Below are 17,451 nucleotides of genomic sequence, written 5' to 3' on the forward strand. Positions count from 1 at the left end.
TCGTATGTCGCGTGCCTTTGCCAAGGGCGTGGTCGGTCCCAGCACATCACATAACGCACGGGGACGGTCACTACTCGTTGCGAATTGACCTGAACTGGAAGTCGCCTTTCCGTTACGGAGTGCGACGTACGGGCCGGCAGGCTCACGGTCCGGTCAGACGAGACGTACGGGCTTCTCGGGGCGTATGCCGGACGCGGCCAGCCAGTCGCGCAGCGGGCCCGGGTCTCCCTCCTCGATGAGGGTGAGGACCTTGGGGACCAGGTCGGCGGCCCGCTCACCGCCCAGCAGCAGGGAGGGACCGTCCAGCCAGTCCAGGGCGGGGACGGCACCGGCGGTGTCCACGGCCGCGCAGCACACCATCGCCGTGACGTGGTCGGCGAGCAGCTCGCGGGCGGTGCGCTGGGGTTGCAGCGGGAAGAGGGGCAGCCCGCCGGCGAACTCGTCCCACTGGGCACTCTCTGGACTCCGCCGGCCCGCGGCGCCCGCGTCCACCCCGGCGGCCTCCTCCCGAGCCAGCTCGGCACTCAGCCCGGCGGCGAGAGCGGCACTGCGCTCGGTGGTGGGGTCTTCTTCCTCACCGAAGGGGAACCGGGGGCCGGGCTCCCGGGCGGCGGGGGCACTGTCGGCGGTGGGGACAGCGGTGGGGGGACCGGCGGGGACAGCGGTGGGGACAGCGGTGGGGGCATCGGCGGGGGCTGGTCCGTCGGCGTCGTCGGCCTGGGAGTCGGAGGGACCGGTCCCGGAGGCGGAAGGGCTCGGGGTCGGGGCGCCCGGCGTACCCGGGGCGGTGCCGGCCGCTCCGGAAGCGGCACGCCCAGCGGCCAGGTCGTCCATCGCCCCCGTGCCGGCGCCGTCAGTTCCGGCGCCGGAGGTCCCGGCGGCCACGGCGCCCTGGGCGCTCTGGGCGCCCGGAGCGACTTGGTCCGGTCGGGAGCCGGAACCGGAGGCCCCGGCGGCCACGGGACCCACGTCGGCCGCAGTGCCGTTCCCTCCGGCACCGGAAGCCCCACAGGCCGCCACGCCGGTCGCTGCGGGAGCCCCGGCGGCCCCGGGACCCACCCCACCCGTACCGGGACCCGCGTCGGCGCCCATCACCCCCCAGGCTCCGTCCTCGGCGGTAGCCGTGAGGTGGTCCAGGACCCGGGCCAGGGTGGGGCCGCCGGGGTCGGGGGTCCGGGGGTCCAGGGAGGGGCGGACGCCGAGGGTGTCCAGGACGCGGTGCAGGCGGGCCGCTTCGGCGCGCCAGGTGCGGTCCACGACCTCCTCGGGATACGCCTGCCAGTCCACCGGCGCCCAGTCGGGGCCCGACTCGGCGGGACCGCCGTGGAAGAGCCGGGCGGCGAGGAGGGAGGCGGCCTCGTCGACCGCGCCGGGCTCCTCCAGGAGATCGCAGGCGGGCCGCTCGCCGAGCCGGGAGGCGAAGCCCTCGGCGAGCCGGTCCCGGCGGGAGAGCTCGGTGAGCGCCGCCACCACCCCCGCGTCCAGCCGGGACGGCCACCGCCCCATGCGCCAGGCCGGCAGCGCCACTCTCGTCAGCAGCCGGTCCCAGCCGGCGTACGCCAGCCCGACCTGCTCCTGGGCGACGATCCGCAGGCCGTAGTCCACCGCCTGGGCGCGCTCGGCGGCTGCCGCCGCGACCCCGCGCTCCATCTGGGTCGCGTGCTCCCGGCAGCCGCGCAGCAGCAGCCGGGCCACCCAGCCGAGGGTGGCGCACACCCCGCGGGTCAGCGGACAGCGGCCCCGGGTCGAGGCGACGGCCACGGCCGCGTCCAGCCCCCGCACGAAGCGGCGGGCGGCGGCTATGTCCGGGTGGGCCGAGGGGCCCGTACCGGCGATGACCGGGGCGAGGACCGCGCGCAGCTCGCCGACGCGCATCCACCACAGGAACGGCGAGCCGATGACGAGGACCGGCGCGACCGGGGCCCGGCGGCGGCCGGGGCCCGCTATCTCGTCGGGCGCCGGACGCGGGGGCGGTCCGTGGGCCGAATGGGCCCGGTCCTCCAGCCAGCTGTCGCAGTCCGGGGTGAGCGCTATGGCCGAGGGCGCCGGCACGTCCAGCCGGTCGGCGAGGTCGCGCACCATCCCGTACAGGTCGGGGGCGGAGCCCTCCGGGACATGCACCGTGGGACTCATGGCGGGGCGGGCCCGGCCCACGACCACCGCGATACCGGCCGCGGCCAGCAGCACCAGCACCGCGAGCACGCCGACGACCCACCGGGCGGCGTGCCACCCCGGGCCGACGAGACGGCCGGTGGAGGCACCGGTCAGCAGGATCACCTCGGTGCCCGCGGGCAGCAGCGCCACGGCCAGCGCCCGGCCCCGGACCCGCAGCACGGCGAGGGCCCGGGAGCGCGCGGCCTGCGCGCCCGCCTCCACACCGATTCCGGTCACGTGCCGATCTCGCCCCCTCCCTCGCGATCGCGTGCCGCCCTGGTCTTGCTCACTCCCCCACTGTGGCACCCGCCACTGACATCGCAATGCCGGTGGGCCAAGTGCCGGAACGCTTGCGCGGCACCCTAGTTGGGGCACCGGCCCCCGTCAGCCATATGGGCGATTGCTCACTCGATGGAATGGCTTTGGTCAGAGCTGGGTGACAGACAGCAAAGATCAGGCCCCGGATTGCCTCCGGGGCCCGATGGGGTGCGAGGGGCGGTACGAGGGAGTCGTACCGGCCGTGGTCACGCCTGCGTCTGTGCCTCCTGCGCCGCCTTCGCCGCGATGTCGGTGCGGTGCTGCGAGCCGTCGAGCCGGATCCGGCCCACCGCCCGGTACGCCCGCTCGCGCGCCTCGGCCAGGTCCTGGCCGGTCGCCGTGACGGACAGCACGCGTCCGCCCGCGCTGACGACCGCGTCGCCGTCCCGCTTGGTGCCGGCGTGCAGCACGTACGCGTGCGGGGCGTCCTCGGCGGCCACCTCGTCCAGGCCGGTGATCGGGTCACCGGTGCGCGGGGTGCCCGGGTAGTTGTGCGAGGCGACGACGACGGTGACGGCCGCGTCCTCGCTCCAGCGCAGCGGCGCGAGGTCGGCGAGGTTGCCGGTGGCGGCGGCCATCAGTACACCGGCCAGCGGAGTCCGCAGCCGGGCCAGCACGACCTGGGTCTCCGGGTCGCCGAAGCGGGCGTTGAACTCGATGACCCGGACCCCGCGCGAGGTGATCGCGAGACCGGCGTAGAGCAGCCCGGAGAACGGCGTGCCCCGGCGGCGCATCTCGTCCACGGTCGGCTGGAGCACCGTCTCCAGCACCTCGTCGACCAGTTTCGGGTCGGCCCACGGCAGCGGCGAGTACGCGCCCATGCCGCCCGTGTTCGGGCCCTCGTCGCCGTCCAGGGCGCGCTTGAAGTCCTGGGCGGGCTGGAGCGGGACGACCGTCTCGCCGTCGGTGATGGCGAACAGGGACACCTCGGGACCGTCGAGGAACTCCTCGATCACCACGCGCTCGCACTCGGCGGCGTGCGCCTTGGCCGCCTCGGCGTCGGAGGTGACGACGACGCCCTTGCCGGCGGCGAGACCGTCGTCCTTGACGACGTAGGGGGCGCCGAAGGCGTCGAGGGCCTGGGCGGCCTCCTCGGCGGTGGTGCAGACGTAGGAGCGGGCGGTCGGCACGCCGGCCGCCGCCATGACGTCCTTGGCGAAGGCCTTGGACCCCTCGATCAGCGCGGCCTCCCGCGAGGGGCCGAAGACCGGGATGCCCGCGGCGCGGACGGCGTCGGCGACGCCGGCGACCAGCGGGGCCTCCGGGCCGACGACGACCAGCTCGGCACCGAGGCCGGTGGCCAGCGCGGCCACCGCGGCACCGTCGAGCGCGTCGACCTGGTGCAGCTCGGCTACCTCGGCGATGCCGGCGTTGCCGGGGGCGCAGTGCAGCGCGGTGACGTCGGGGTCGAGGGACAGGGAGCGGCACAGGGCGTGTTCGCGGGCGCCGCTGCCGATGACGAGGACCTTCACGGGGTCAGCCTAATGGCAAGGTTGCCGAAGCCTGGGCGCCGGGTTTGTTGGACTTTCCTCCAAAGAGAGCCGTTCCCCGTGCGCGGGGCCCTCACTCGTTGGAGAACTCCTCCATCACCGTCGCCCCCAGTTCCCGCACGATCAGCTCGTGCCCGGAGAGCGCCGACTCGTCGAGATCCGGGTCGTCGTCCTCCGGGATGTCGTCCTCCGGGGAGACGGGCGGCGGCTCGGGTGCGGCGGCCGGCCGGGGTGCCGGGGCGGGCGCGGCGGGCGCGGCAGGGGTGCCGCTCCGCGGGGCGGCGGGCGGCTGCGGGGACGGCTGGGAGGCTCCGGGGCGGGGTGCGGCCGGGGCGCCGTAGCCACCGCCGCCGGGGGCGCCACCATGGCCACCGGCGGAAGAGCCGCCGTAGCCGCCGCCTCCGCCGTAGCCGCCGGCGACCGGTGGGGCGGAGCCGCCGCCCGACGGGTCGACGACCGCCTCGATCTTCCACTGCACGTTGAACTGTTCGGCCAGCGCCTGCCGCAGCACGTCCTCGCTGCCGCTGCCGGAGAAGTTGTCACGCGCGCCGGCGTTCACGAAACCGAGCTGGAGGGTCGTGCCGTCGAAGCCGGTCACCTGGGCGTTCTGGCTGAGCAGGATCCAGGTGAAGCGGCGGCGGTTCTTGACGGCCTCCAGGATGTTCGGCCAGAGCGCGCGCGGGTCGAGACCCCCGGTGGGGGCGGCCGGGGCGGGGGCCTGGGGCGGGGGGGCCGGGGCGGCCGGGGGCGCGGACTGGGCCGGCTGGGGTTGGGCCGCGACCGTACGGCCGGGACCCTGCCCCTGCCCCGCGCCCTGGGTCTGCCCCTGCTGGCCGCCCGGAGCGGTGGCAGTGGGCCAGCCGCCGGGGCGTCGGCCGCCGCCGGCGGGGGCGGCGGTGGGCCAGGCGCCGGGAGCGGGAGCGGCAGCCGGAGTCTGGGCGGCTGGAGCGGGAGCGGGCGCGGGCGCGGGCGCAGGTGCAGGGGCAGGGGCAGGGGTCGTGGGCACCGGAGCGGCCGGGGTGACGGGGGCGACCGGAGCGGACTCGCCCGGACCCGCCGTACCGGAGGGGCCACCCGGACCGGCCGGAACCGCGGCCGGTGTACCGGACCCGGCCGGCCCCCCCACGGCCCGGACCGCCGCGCGAGCCGCCGCGGGCCCCCCACCTGGCGGCACGGGCGAGCCACCGGCATCCGGACCGGCACCGGCACCGGCGCCCGGTGCGAGGGCGCCGCCGTGCGCCTCGGGACCGGGGACGTACCCCATGGCCGGCGCACCGGCACCGGCGGAGAAGCTGATGCCGCGCTCCAGGCGGTCGAGCCGGGCCATCACGGACCGCTGGTCGCCGTAGGCGGCGGGGAGCAGGACGCGGGCGCAGATCAGTTCCAGCTGGAGGCGGGGCGAGGTGGCGCCGCGCATCTCGGTCAGCCCCTCGTTGACCAGGTCGGCGGCGCGGCTCAGCTCGGCGGCGCCGAAGGTCTCGGCCTGGGCCTGCATCCGCTCCAGGACGTCGGCCGGGGCGTCGAGGAGCCCCTTCTCCACGGCGTCGGGCACGGCGGCGAGGATCACCAGGTCCCGCAGCCGCTCCAGCAGGTCGGCGACGAAGCGGCGCGGGTCGTTGCCGCCCTCGATGATCCGGTCGACCACCTCGAAGGCGGCGGCGCCGTCACCGGTGGCGAACGCCTCCACGACGGAGTCGAGCAGGGAGCCGTCGGTGTAGCCGAGGAGGGAGGTGGCCATGGCGTACGTCACACCGTCCGCCCCGGCGCCGGCGAGGAGCTGGTCCATGACGGACATGGAGTCACGCACGGAGCCCGCGCCCGCGCGCACGACGAGCGGCAGCACGCCGTCCTCGACCGGGATGTCCTCCTTCTGGCACACCTCGGCGAGGTAGTCCCGCAGGGTGCCGGGCGGCACCAGCCGGAACGGGTAGTGATGGGTCCGCGACCGGATGGTCCCGATGACCTTCTCGGGCTCGGTGGTCGCGAAGATGAACTTCAGGTGCTCGGGCGGCTCCTCGACGACCTTCAGCAGCGCGTTGAAGCCGGCCGACGTGACCATGTGGGCCTCGTCGATGATGTAGATCTTGTAGCGGCTGCTCGCGGGGCCGAAGAAGGCCTTCTCGCGCAGCTCACGGGCGTCGTCCACACCACCGTGAGAGGCCGCGTCGATCTCGATGACGTCGATCGATCCGGGTCCGTTGCGCGCGAGGTCGCGGCAGGACTGGCACTCGCCGCAGGGCGTCGGGGTGGGACCTTGCTCACAGTTCAGGCAGCGGGCCAGGATGCGCGCGCTGGTCGTCTTGCCGCATCCGCGCGGACCGCTGAAGAGGTACGCGTGATTGACCCGGTTGTTCCGCAGCGCCTGCTGCAACGGGTCGGTGACATGCTCCTGCCCGATGACCTCGGCAAAGGTCTCCGGGCGATAGCGGCGGTACAGCGCGAGAGACGACACGCATACGAGGTTAATGGCGCCCACTGACAACCGGCCCCGCCCCGGACGCGCACCCCGGGCCCCGGAACGCAAGGGCCCCCCACGCACCCGCCAGAGCCGACCTACCCTTGCTGCCTTCCGGCCCTGGGGGAGTTCAGTCAGATAGCGCCGCGTGAGGGGCTGTGCCCCACAGTACCCGATGGCGGGCGGCGGTCCGAACCCGATCGGGCCCGCGACCCCACCCGGGGACGGCCTGCGGGAACGAGTTCGCGAGCACTCCCCTCGGTCATGTAATGTTTCCGGCGGAGGATTCGCCTAGAGGCCTAGGGCGCACGCTTGGAAAGCGTGTTGGGGGCAACCCCTCACGAGTTCGAATCTCGTATCCTCCGCCAGTGCCTCACCGGGCACGATGTCGAAGGGCCCCACCGCTTGCGGTGGGGCCCTTCGACGTTGTCCGTCTCAGTTTCCGTCTCAGTTGGATTTTTCTTGGGTGCCGGGCGGCACCCAGAGCGCGTCTCCGACTTGCTGAGCGACCTTGCGGAGCATGGTCCCGGTCACATGCATGTACCGGGCGCGCATCCGCGCCGCTCCCCCAGGCTCCCAACCCATGATCGAGTCGATCACCACGTCTGGGACGCCCAGGATCAGGAGGACGGTCGCGGCGGTGTGGCGAGCGTCATGGAGGCGGCCGTCTCGTACGCCCGCGTCCCGGAGAAGCCGCTTCCAGACGTGGAAGTCGGTGTTCGGGCTCAGCGGCCCACCGGTCGGCGAAGCGAAGACGTACCCCTTGCCCTCCCAGTCCGCACCGGCGGCGATCCGCTCCCGGTCCTGTACCTCCTGGTGCTGGCGGAGAATCTTGATCAGCGGCTCAGGCAGGCCGATGGTGCGCCGCCCCGCACGTGACTTGGTGGACTTGTGCTCGCGCCGGGTCTGCTCCCGCTTCGGGCAGTACCCAGCCTTCCTGCCGCACGGCTCCGCACCACAGCCGTGCGCGTATTTGGGCCGCAGTCGGTTCTTGCGGATGCGGACATACCCCGCGTCCAGGTCGACGTCCTCCCAGTGGAGCCCGAGTGCCTCCCCTTGGCGGAGGCCGAGGGCCAAGGCGACAACCCAGCGCGCGCTGTTCCGGAGCTTGGCCGCCTCGACCAGAAGACTCTGAACCTCTTCGATCGTGTACGGCTCGATGTCCTCCTCTTCGAGGCGGGGAGCCTTGGCGATCTCGGCCACGTTCGTGGGGACGTGTCCCCGTCGGACGGCTTCGCCGAGGGCAACCCGGATCGTGCGGTGGACGTGGTGGGCAGTGCCGGCCGCGCTCCCGGACTCCTGCATCTTCCGGTAGAAGCGCTCCAGATGCTCCGGCTCCAGGCGGTCGAGCTTGTGAGCGCCCAGGCCGGGCACGAGGTGAACGCGAACGTCGACCTCGTACCCGTCGTACGTGTTCTCGGAGACGTACGGCTTCGCGATGTTCTCGACCCAGTGCTCCAGCCAGGCCTGGACGGTCCAGCTCTGCCCCACCCTCCTGAGCTTTACCGCTCAGCCCATTGCAGGGCAGGGCAAACGCTGGGCGCCGGGCGTCTCGCGCGCGATGGTTCCTGGCACGTATCAGTGCTCGCTAGTGGCGATGTAGGTGCCGTGCCAGGTGTGATACCACACCGCGCCCGTGAAGCCGTTGACCGACAGCATGCCCTTGATCTTCCCGGAGCGCATGGTGTGCAGGGTGTAGTAGCCCGGGAACGCGTCGGGTTTGTCTGCGGTCAGGTTGCTGCCCCGGTCACGCAGCCACTGCTGGGCGCGGTGCTGGGCCTGGTCCGAGGAGAGCCGGGTCTGTGTCTGACCGCGAGGGTGCATGCCGTAGTCGGTGTTCCACATCATTGCCGGGCCGTACTCGATCCCGGTGTCACCATTGGCTGGGTTGACGAGGATCTCGGTAGCCAGCTTGCCGGAGGGAGTCTTCAGCTCGGCGTAGAAGTTCTGCGAGAACTGCATGACCTCGCCAACGCGCAGATCAAGCCGGTGGGCGAAAGCGTCGGCCCGCTGTCGCGCTTGATCCAGGGTCTTTACCGAGGTGCCGTCACCGCGCTGCCAGTAGTGCCCGCCCATCATGCCGGGGCCCCACGAGCAGTCGTTGCCCATCATGCCCGGCCCCATGCCCGGCCCCCATGAGTTCCAGTTGTCCCAGTCGTCACCCGATGTGCCCGACCTCCAGCAATCGCTGCCGGAGGGGCTTGGCGCGGCGGCCGGGCGAAGGGCGGCGCGGCCGGAGGTGGTGTCGTTTGCCGTGCACCCGGCAACCACCGTGCCGGCCAGCGCGAGGCCCACCAGCGTGGAGACGGTCCGCCTGCTTCTGCTGGACACGATCATCACCCCTTCGGGTCGCCCCATCGGCGTCCGCTCGAGCCAGCAGACACCAGCCTGGTCCCTCCAGCCTCACTCCGGACCCAGTGAACCGACCAGGGCCCTCCGGTCCCGCCGCTGCCCCGACCGGCCCAGTCCGCGACGAAGTACCTGGCCCAGGTGCACACGAAACGCGGCAGCCGACCACGCCTAGACCGCTAGGCCTGGTCAGCCAGTGCCTGTCCGTCTCAGTTTCCGTCTCATTCAGCGACGGTCATCGCCGTTCAGGTGAGTCCGGTCGACGGCTATCGCTGAGCAAGCGGACGGGCATGACCGCCGGTGAACGCCCAAGCACAACGTCTGCGGGACCACCAACAGACTTGGAAAGCGTGTTGGTGGCAACCCCTCACGAGTTCGAATCTCGTATCCTCCGCAGCCGCCTGACCAGGCGAGACGAAGAGTCGGACCGCTCGTTGCGGTCCGACTCTTCGTCATGCTCTGGTTGCAGTTTCGGTTGCATTTACAGCTGACATTTAGGACAAATCTTCAAACAGGAAAGGCACACGCTCTGGTCCTGCGCGGCGACCGGCGTCGGCGCATACCCTGAGGAGCTTTGACACCGAACACGGTCATGCCCCGTTCACTCATCGCGGGCTGACCTGCGGCGACTCTGGTTTCTGCGGATCCACGCGGCTCTGCCCAGGATCCCGGGACGATGTCGCGGTCATAGCCCGATCATCCGGACCTTGCTGCCGCACAGCCGGGTCATGTCATCGACATCCGACGTGAGGATGGCGACCGGGCCGGGCTGACGCAAGGCGGCTTCCGCGACGGTGGCGTCGATCGCGTACTTGTGTCCGTGCAGACCGGCGCCCTTGAGCAGTTGGGCCGCCGCCTTGGCCGCTGCCTCCGTGATCGGCTCAACCTTGACCCGGGACAGTGCCCATTGCAGTCGGGGCAGGTTCACCCTGGCGTGGCTCACCTCCACGATGGTGTTGGCGCTGACGACAAGGTCCGCCCCCATGTCGTGGAAGACCTGGAACATCGCCAGAATTTTCCGGTCCTGCGCCACCCAGGCCGACAGCCCCTCGCTGTCCAGGACGACGGTCTCAATGTGCCCGCTCACGCGGCGCTCGCGCCGCCCGCTGCCGACGTCGCACCGAAGATCCGCGCCCGCGCCTCGGTCAGCTCTTCCTCACTGAAGGCCCCGTGCTCGTCCGTATGGCTGCGCAGGTCGGCCCCCAAGAGCTGGTGCCGGATCTGCCTGGCGACCGCTTCGGCCACGTAGCCGGAGATGTTGTCCGTGATTTTCCTCAACTCCGCCACCTGCTCGGTGGGGAGCGTCACCGTGATGCGCGTGGTGTCAGCCATAGCTGCAAGCATACTGCGGTATGCGCGCTACGTGCTGTCTGTTCCTCGCAGTCGGTCCTGTCAGCGGCAGTCGGGGCGACTGTCTGTTCAGGCGGGGGCTCAGCTGGTTAGTTGTACGACGCGCCAGTTCAGCGGGCCCAGTAGCGGTGTGCCTCGATCCATTGCGAGCCCTCGGGGGCGGGTTCCGGCAGCGACAGGTCCAGAATTCCGATGTCCTGTCGGACTCGCCCCCGGGTGCAACGTGCGACCATGCGCCCGTCCTCGGCCAGATCGACACCGACCACGCTCACCTCGACGCCGAGAACAGTCGTGGTGAACGGCACGGCAAGGCTCTCCTCGATCATCGTGAAGAAGCCGGTGAGCTGCTCATCCTCACCGTAGGCGTCGACGGTGGCCTCCTCGACCAACGCCTCCAGCGCGGCTGGGTCCCAGGTGCTCATGGCCTCACCGTAGCGCTGCACCGCACGGCCGGGGACCGGTGTGTTCAGCAGCGACTCACCCGTCGTGGCACCGTCGCCGGCGGTCAAGCCGAGGCCCGCGGTTGCCAGCGTGTGACGTTGCCTGGTGGGGTTCGGTAGTGAGCGGCCCAGGGGAGGGTCCGGCAAGCGACAGGACGGAAGAGAGTGGCACGAGTCGTCGTACGAGAGCCGAGTACGGGCGCGAAGAGCGCACCGCCGCTTGCCCGACGGGAAACGTCCGCCTTCGTGCGGGAACTGCTCGGCGCCGGCTGGGCGGCGGTGTTCCTGCCCGGTGAGCCCGCCCGCCTTGGGCGGCTGCTGCTGTGGAAGCCGACCGGGGCAGCAGCCAAAGTCAGTATGGCGCCCGTCGGCCTCGAGACCGAGGTGGTGGAGCTGGTTCTGCCGCACGGCCGCTCGGTCAGGCGGCGCAGGGTCGAGGGTTACGCGCTGCCTGTCGCCGTCGCTGTCTCCGCCCTGGTCATTGCGGAGCCGACGCATCCCTCCGGCGACGCCTGGCAGGCCGCCACTCGCTTCGCGCTGCGGCTGCTCGCCGACGGCCGCCTCCACCCGGCCCTCACCCCCGCCGGTTACGACACCTGGCAGGCGGGCCCTTTCACCGCCGCCCAGCGCCAGACGCTGGACGCCCTGGCCGCCGCCTTCCCGCCGCACGCCCACTGCCTGCCCGAGCCAGGCCCCGCGCCGGTGCGGATCGCCGAACCGGCTGCGCTGCTACGCCAGTTCTGCGACGCGGTCGCCGATGACCTGGTCCGTACTCCGGCCGCGCCGCTCGCCATGGGAGCGCTGCCGTACGTCTGGCGCGAGGCCCGTGCCGTGCCCGCCTTGCGTGAATGGGCCGAGGAGACCCAGGCGGCGCTCACCGCCGAGGTCAGTGTCTCCCTGCGCGTCGACGTACCCGAAGGACGCCGACGGCAGTTTCGGGCGGTCCTGCAATTGCACACCGCGGCGGACCCGGCGCTCGTCGTCGAGGCCGCACGGCTGTGGAGCGAGCCGACCGAAGTGGAGCGGCTGCTCGGCCCGCGCGCCGAGACCGAGACCCTGCTCGCCCTGTGCCGCGGCGCCCGCGCCTGGCCCCCGCTGCAAAGGCTCCTCGCCGATGCCGCTCCCGATCAGCTCCGGTTGACCGACGACGAAGCCTTCGATCTCCTCGGGGATGCCACGGACGCGCTGCGCGCGGCCGGTGTCGACGTGCACTGGCCGCGCGACCTGGTCAAGGCGCTCACCGCGACCGCGGAGATCGGGCGGCGCACCGCCCCCGGTTCCGCCGCGGGCGGCCTGCTGGACACCGAGGCCCTTCTCGAATTCCGCTGGCAGATCTCCCTCGGCGGCGAGCCGCTCACCGACGCCGAGATGGATGCCCTCGCGGAGTCACGCCGTCCTCTCGTCCGGCTCCGCGACCAGTGGGTGGTCGCCGACCCGAAGCTGGTGGCCCGTGCCAAGCGCCGCCGGATGGAACCCCTCACCCCCATGGAGGCGTTGAGCGCCGCGCTGACCGGCGAGGCCGAGCGGGACGGTGACCGGGTGCCCTGTGCGGCGGTCGGTGCGCTCGGCGACCTGGTGGCTCGTATCCGCGACCCCGAGTCCCGCACCCCCGTGCCCCAGCCCGCCACCCTCAAGGCCACGTTGCGCGAGTACCAGAAGCGGGGCCTGGCCTGGCTGGCTGAGATGTGCGCACTCGGCCTCGGCGGCTGTCTCGCCGACGACATGGGCCAGGGCAAGACCATCACCTTGCTCGCTCTGCACCTGCACCGCCAGAGCGACCCCATCACCGCGGGCCCCACCCTTGTCGTCTGCCCGGCCTCCCTGCTCGGCAACTGGCAGCGCGAGGCCGCCAGGTTCGCACCGCTCACGCCCGTACGCCGCTACCACGGCGGCGACCGCCACCTGGGGGACCTGGCCGGCGACGAGATCGTCCTGGTTACCTACGGGGTGCTGCGCCGCGACCGCGAAGTGCTCGCCGAGACAGCCTGGTCGCTGGTGGCCGCCGACGAGGCCCAGCACGTCAAGAACCCCTACGCCGTCACCGCCCGCGAACTGCGTGCCCTGCCCGCCCTCGCCCGCGTCGCTCTCACCGGCACCCCCGTGGAGAACAACCTCTCGGAGCTGTGGGCACTGCTCGACTGGACCACCCCCGGGCTGCTCGGCACACTCGCCGCCTTCCGTGACCGGCATGCCCGCGCCATCGAGGCGGGCGAGGATCCCGAGGCAGCCGAGCGCCTGTCCCGTCTCGTACGTCCCTTCCTGCTGCGCCGCAAGAAGTCCGACCCCGGCATCGCGCCCGAACTGCCGCCCAAGAGCGAGACCGACCACATCGTCCCGCTGACGGCCGAGCAGGCCAGCCTGTACGAGGCGCAGGTCCGCGAGACCATGGCGAAGATCGCGGAGTCGGAGGGCATCGCCCGACGCGGTCTGGTACTCAAGCTGCTCACCGCTCTGAAGCAGATCTGCAACCACCCCGCCCAGTATTTGAAAGAAACCAGCCTGCGCCAGTCCACCCCCCTGCGGGGCCGCTCCGGCAAGCTCGACCTGCTCGACGAACTTCTCGACACCATCACCGCCGAAGGCGAATCCGTGCTGGTCTTCACGCAGTACAAACAGATGGCGGCGTTGCTGGAGAAGCATCTCGCCGAACGCGGCGTCCCCACTCTCTTCCTGCACGGTGCCACCCCCGTCGCGCGGCGCGAGGAGATGGTGGACCGCTTCCAACGCGGCGAAGTGCCGGTGTTCCTGTTGTCGTTGAAGGCGGCGGGCACCGGACTCAACCTCACCCGCGCAAGCCACGTCGTGCACTACGACCGCTGGTGGAACCCGGCCGTCGAGGAGCAGGCCACCGACCGCGCCTACCGCATCGGCCAGGACAAACCCGTCCAGGTACACAAGCTCCTCGCGGAGGGAACCGTAGAGGGCAAGGTGGCCAAGCTGCTCGAAGCCAAGCGCGCCCTCGCCGACGCCGTAGTCGGCTCCGGCGAGGCAGCCCTGACCGAACTGTCCGACGCCGACCTCGCCGAACTCGTCGCCCTGGGAAGGCAGTCATGAGCCCCGCTGTCCCCGGTCCGCGCCGTGCGCCCGCCCGCGGCAAGCGAGCCTTCGCCTCGACCTGGTGGGGCCAGGCATGGGTGGCCGCCCTGGAGGACTCCACCCTGGACGCCGGACGGCTCGCGCGCGGACGCACCTACGCCCGCGCAGGCATGGTCGGCCCGGTCACCGTCGCTCCGGGCAAGGTCAGTGCCGCTGTCCAGGGCAGCCGCCCGCGCCCGTACCGCTCCTCGGTCCACCTGCCCGTCCTCACCGCCCCTCAGTGGGACACCCTGCTCGAGACGATCGCGGCCCGCGCCGGACATCTCGCAGCACTTCTCGACGACGAGATGCCCGCCGAACTCGTGGACGACGCCCGGCACGCAGGCGTCCCACTGCTCCCACTGCCCACCGAGCTCGATCCGGAGTGCTCCTGCCCCGACTGGGGACACCCCTGCAAGCACGCCGCCGCGCTCTGCTACGCCATCGCCGCAACCATCGACACCGACCCATTCGTGCTCTTCGCACTGCGCGGCCGCGGCCGCGAGGAGGTCTTCGCCCAGCTGCGCGCACTCCGTACGGCAGCACAGGACACCGCCGTCCCACCAGCACCGGCCGGCATTCCGGCCGCCGCCGCGTACGCCCACTGGGCCGAAGAGCCCCCCGAACTGCCCGAACTCCCGGAACCTGCCGCCCACACCGCAGCACTGCCCGTCGCCCCGCCATCCGGCGCCGGCCTGGCCGCCGCGGACCTGGAACGCCTCATGGCCGACGTCACCGCGCGCGCCGCCCGGCTCCTCGCGGGCGACACCGCCGACCTGCACCTGACCCAGCACCAGGACGCCGTCCGCATCGCCGCGGGCAACCCCGGACCCGAGTGGTTCCACCACCTGATCCAGAACACCGGCACCAACCCCACTGCCTTCGCACGCCTCACTGGCGCCTGGCGCCACGGCGGCCCCACGGGCATCACCGTCGCCGAACAGCCCCACGCCCCCGACCCGGCGGTGATGAAGGCCGCCCGCACCGCCCTGGACACGGCCCTCTCCGAGATGACCGACTCCCCCGCACATCTCAGAGCCTGGCTCAACCGCCTCACCCTCACCCACCACGGCATCCAGCTGCGTCTGGGCCCCGACGCCCGCTGGTACCCCTACCTCCGGGACGACGACGGCGAATGGTGGCCCGCGGCACCAGCCGACAGTGACCCGGTCACCGCGCTCACCGCGGCCTGGTCGCAGAACGGGGAGTAAGGAGGCGATTCCCCGCTGACCAGGAATCACGAGCAGAAGCTGAGCACACTCACGCTGCTCCACTTCCGTGGTTGCAGTTCTGGTTGCATTCACCGGTGTACAGCACCGTTCAGAACCCTCACCGGGACCAGCTGCACCGCAGGTCAGGACGTTGCCGTACGCCCCAGAACCCCCAGACGAACATGTGGAAAGCGTGTTGGGGGCAACCCCTCACGAGTTCGAATCTCGTATCCTCTGCAGCCGCAGAACTGCGAAAGCGAACCCCGGTCGCATGGCGACCGGGGTTCGCGTCATTCGCTGGTCTCAGTGCTGGTCTCAGGTGCGTACCGATCGCGGACCGGGCAGCCCCGGAAGCGGGGTACGAGAGCTGCGGGCCGCGGGAGCGGCAGGACGCCTGGCGCCCGAGCCGCGGGCGGCGCTGCGACGTGAGCCATCGCTGCTCGGCCAGATGGCGCGGGTACTGCTCGACCTGAACTTCCCGGCCTCGCTCCATGACGAGCTGTGCGAAGCCGTCGGTCTGGAGCTGGAACAGGCCGAGACCGCCGAGGTTTCGGCCGTGCGGAGGCGCCGGGACCCGCGGATGCGGGAACTGGTGCCGAGCACCTCGGCCGACTCGTCGACGGCGACGTATCGGTGCTGCGGAAGCTCGGCGGCGTCGAACTCTTCCCAGCCGGTACGTGCCGGCCGTGCCCACGGTCAGTTCGCCGGGGCGATCTCGTCGACCAGGCCGCGGATGCGCTTCTCGATCTCGTCGCGGATCGGGCGGACCGCTTCGACGCCCTGCCCGGCCGGGTCGGGGAGTTCCCAGTCGAGGTAGCGCTTCCCGGGGAAGACGGGGCAGGTGTCGCCGCAGCCCATAGTGATCACGACGTCGGACGCCTGGACCGCCTCCACCGTGAGCACCTTGGGTACCTCGGCCGCGATGTCGATGCCGACCTCCGCCATGGCTGCGACGACGGCCGGGTTCACGGTGCCGGCCGGGGCGGAGCCGGCGGAGCGGACCTGGACGCCGTCGCCCGCGAGGTGGGTGAGGAAGGCGGCGGCCATCTGGGAGCGTCCGGCGTTGTGGACGCAGACGAAGAGCACGGACGGCACGGCCGTGTCAGACATGGGCGGGGTCCTCCTGGGGGGCGGGGACGGTGAAGTAGCGGCGGGCGTACAGGGCGACGTACACCAGGCCGATGAGGACAGGCACTTCGATGAGGGGGCCGACGACGCCGGCGAGGGCCTGGCCGGAGCTGGCCCCGAAGGTGGCGATGGCGACGGCGATGGCCAGCTCGAAGTTGTTCCCCGCGGCGGTGAACGCCAGTGTCGTGGCGCGCGAGTGGTCGAGGCCGACCGCGCGGCCCAGGGCCATGGACCCGGCCCACATGACGACGAAGTAGACCAGCAGCGGCAGGGCGATGCGGGCGACGTCGAGGGGCTGTGAGGTGATGGCGTCGCCTTGCAGGGCGAAGAGGACGACGATCGTGAAGAGCAGCCCGTACAGGGCGAACGGGCCGATGCGTGGGATGAGCCTGGTCTCGTACCAGGTGCGGCCCTTCGCCTTCTCGCCGACGCGGCGGGTGAGGTAGCCGGCCGCGAGCGGGATGCCGAGGAAGACGAGCACGCTACGGGCGATCTCCCACACGGACACGTCCAGCCCGGTCTGTTCCAGGCCGAGCCGGCCGGGCAGGACGGAGAGGTAGAACCAGCCCAGCGCCGAGAAGGCGATGACCTGGAAGACGGAGTTCAGGGCGACCAGGACGGCGGCGGCTTCGCGGTGGCCGCAGGCGAGGTCGTTCCAGATGATGACCATGGCGATGCAGCGGGCCAGACCGACGATGATCAGGCCGGTGCGGTAGGCGGGCAGGTCCGGCAGGAACAGCCACGCCAGGGCGAACATGAGCGCCGGGCCGACCACCCAGTTCAGCAGCAGGGACGGCAGCAGCAGGCGGCGGTCGCGGGTGACGGTGTCGAGGCGGTCGTAGCGGACCTTGGCCAGCACCGGGTACATCATCACGAGCAGGCCCAGGGCGATCGGCAGGGAGACTCCGGTCACGGTCACCTTGGCCAGCGCGTCGCCCAGCCCCGGAACCAGGCGGCCCAGTCCGAGCCCCACTGCCATGGCCGCGAGGATCCAGACAGCCAGGTAGCGGTCGACGAAGGACAGGCGTCCGGCCACGTTCCCTTCGGGTGTGGCAGTGCTCACGACGCGGCTCCGGCCGGCGCGGTGCCCTCGGGCAGCGGCTCGCCGGCGGGACGGGTCAGGATGCCGGCGAGCCGGTCGGTCGTCTCCGGGACGAGCCAGTAGTAGACCCAGGTGCCGCGCCGCTCGCAGTCGATCAGGCCCGCCTGCCGCAGCAGCTTCAGGTGGTGGGAGATCGTCGGCTGGGACAGGTCGAAGGCCGGGGTCAGGTCGCAGACGCAGACCTCGCCGCCCGAGCGCGAGGCGATCATCGACAGCAGGCGCAGCCGCACCGGATCGCCCAGCGCCTTGAACACCTTCGCCAGCTCCACGGCCTGGTCCTCGTCCAGGGGCGCGGTCAGCAGCCCGGGGCAGCACGCTCCGGCGTCGTCGCTCTGACCGAGCACCCTCAGCTCTTGATTCGACATGTCTCAATATTGAC

At 72.0% G+C, this 17,451-nt stretch carries 12 protein-coding genes, 1 tRNA gene, 1 other RNA gene and 2 pseudogenes; 4 read left to right on the plus strand and 12 right to left on the minus strand.

From position 1 onward, the window contains the following. Positions 1-153: 153 nt before the first annotated feature. The 4 genes from IE273_RS32890 to ffs all read right to left on the minus strand — a co-directional run bounded on the left by IE273_RS32890 (position 154) and on the right by ffs (position 6,578). Positions 154-2,391 carry a hypothetical protein gene (locus IE273_RS32890; protein ID WP_189818790.1) on the minus strand — a complete coding sequence of 746 codons (2,238 nt, stop codon included), beginning with the start codon at positions 2,389-2,391 and terminating at the stop codon, positions 154-156. Positions 2,392-2,678: 287 nt separating this feature from the next. Further along, positions 2,679-3,944 (minus strand): phosphoribosylamine--glycine ligase, encoded by a 1,266-nt coding sequence (gene purD / locus IE273_RS32895; protein ID WP_189818791.1) that lies wholly within the window; start codon positions 3,942-3,944, stop codon positions 2,679-2,681. 91 nt (positions 3,945-4,035) lie between these two features. After that, positions 4,036-6,414, minus strand: coding sequence for a DNA polymerase III subunit gamma and tau (locus tag IE273_RS32900; RefSeq protein WP_189818792.1), 2,379 nt, complete (start codon positions 6,412-6,414; stop codon positions 4,036-4,038). Between the two features lie 67 nt (positions 6,415-6,481). Beyond that, positions 6,482-6,578: signal recognition particle sRNA small type (ffs, locus tag IE273_RS32905), an RNA gene on the minus strand. A 119-nt stretch (positions 6,579-6,697) separates the two neighbouring features. Between ffs and IE273_RS32910 the strand changes: the two genes are divergently transcribed. Beyond that, a tRNA-Ser gene (locus IE273_RS32910) sits at positions 6,698-6,785 on the plus strand. A gap of 79 nt (positions 6,786-6,864) precedes the next feature. Here IE273_RS32910 and IE273_RS32915 read toward each other — a convergent pair. The 5 genes and pseudogenes from IE273_RS32915 to IE273_RS32935 all read right to left on the minus strand — a co-directional run. Beyond that, a pseudogene (locus IE273_RS32915) lies at positions 6,865-7,920 on the minus strand (tyrosine-type recombinase/integrase); the annotation flags it as partial. A gap of 75 nt (positions 7,921-7,995) precedes the next feature. Further along, positions 7,996-8,748 (minus strand): hypothetical protein, encoded by a 753-nt coding sequence (locus IE273_RS32920; RefSeq protein WP_229887771.1) that lies wholly within the window; start codon positions 8,746-8,748, stop codon positions 7,996-7,998. A gap of 703 nt (positions 8,749-9,451) precedes the next feature. After that, a complete protein-coding gene (locus tag IE273_RS32925; RefSeq protein WP_189818793.1) occupies positions 9,452-9,853 on the minus strand; it encodes a DNA-binding protein in 402 nt (133 codons plus the stop codon). After that, positions 9,850-10,098 (minus strand): type II toxin-antitoxin system CcdA family antitoxin, encoded by a 249-nt coding sequence (locus IE273_RS32930; protein ID WP_189818794.1) that lies wholly within the window; start codon positions 10,096-10,098, stop codon positions 9,850-9,852. Before IE273_RS32930 ends, IE273_RS32925 begins: the two co-directional genes overlap by 4 nt. Positions 10,099-10,226: 128 nt before the next feature. Then, entirely contained in the window at positions 10,227-10,538 is a 312-nt protein-coding gene (locus IE273_RS32935; RefSeq protein ID WP_189818795.1) for a calcium-binding protein, read from the minus strand. 264 nt (positions 10,539-10,802) lie between these two features. Here IE273_RS32935 and IE273_RS32940 point away from each other — a divergent pair, with 264 nt between their 5' ends. The 3 genes and pseudogenes from IE273_RS32940 to IE273_RS43985 form a co-directional block, all read left to right on the plus strand. Further along, complete coding sequence (locus tag IE273_RS32940; protein WP_189818796.1) at positions 10,803-13,610, plus strand: SCO1167/SCO6262 family helicase; 2,808 nt, start codon at positions 10,803-10,805, stop codon at positions 13,608-13,610. Continuing rightward, positions 13,607-14,842: an SWIM zinc finger family protein gene (locus IE273_RS44765; RefSeq protein ID WP_268257525.1), complete on the plus strand. Its 1,236-nt coding sequence runs from the start codon at positions 13,607-13,609 to the stop codon at positions 14,840-14,842. The genes IE273_RS32940 and IE273_RS44765 overlap by 4 nt, the downstream gene beginning before the upstream one ends. Positions 14,843-15,158: 316 nt before the next feature. Beyond that, positions 15,159-15,485, plus strand: a pseudogene (locus tag IE273_RS43985) (phosphorothioated DNA-binding restriction endonuclease); the annotation flags it as partial. 53 nt (positions 15,486-15,538) lie between these two features. On the opposite strand, the gene IE273_RS32950 reads toward IE273_RS43985, so the two are convergent. The 3 genes from IE273_RS32950 to IE273_RS32960 are packed head-to-tail and all read right to left on the minus strand — an operon-like array spanning position 15,539 to position 17,437. Further along, entirely contained in the window at positions 15,539-15,952 is a 414-nt protein-coding gene (locus IE273_RS32950; protein ID WP_189818797.1) for an arsenate reductase ArsC, read from the minus strand. After that, positions 15,945-17,033 (minus strand): ACR3 family arsenite efflux transporter, encoded by a 1,089-nt coding sequence (gene arsB, locus IE273_RS32955; RefSeq protein ID WP_268257526.1) that lies wholly within the window; start codon positions 17,031-17,033, stop codon positions 15,945-15,947. The genes IE273_RS32950 and arsB overlap by 8 nt, the downstream gene beginning before the upstream one ends. Continuing rightward, a complete protein-coding gene (locus tag IE273_RS32960; protein ID WP_189818798.1) occupies positions 17,030-17,437 on the minus strand; it encodes an ArsR/SmtB family transcription factor in 408 nt (135 codons plus the stop codon). The genes arsB and IE273_RS32960 overlap by 4 nt, the downstream gene beginning before the upstream one ends. Between the last annotated feature and the right edge of the window lie 14 nt (positions 17,438-17,451).

It is taken from the genome of Streptomyces olivaceoviridis (assembly GCF_014650115.1).
In the GTDB taxonomy this organism is placed as follows: Bacteria; Actinomycetota; Actinomycetes; order Streptomycetales; family Streptomycetaceae; genus Streptomyces; species Streptomyces olivaceoviridis.

Coding starts and splice junctions, on each gene's coding strand:
- IE273_RS32930 (WP_189818794.1), bottom strand. CDS start 10,098: ATGGCTGACACCACGCGCATCACGGTGACGCTCCCCACCGAGCAGGTG.
- IE273_RS32935 (WP_189818795.1), bottom strand. CDS start 10,538: ATGAGCACCTGGGACCCAGCCGCGCTGGAGGCGTTGGTCGAGGAGGCC.
- IE273_RS44765 (WP_268257525.1), top strand. CDS start 13,607: ATGAGCCCCGCTGTCCCCGGTCCGCGCCGTGCGCCCGCCCGCGGCAAG.
- IE273_RS32950 (WP_189818797.1), bottom strand. CDS start 15,952: ATGTCTGACACGGCCGTGCCGTCCGTGCTCTTCGTCTGCGTCCACAAC.
- IE273_RS32960 (WP_189818798.1), bottom strand. CDS start 17,437: ATGTCGAATCAAGAGCTGAGGGTGCTCGGTCAGAGCGACGACGCCGGA.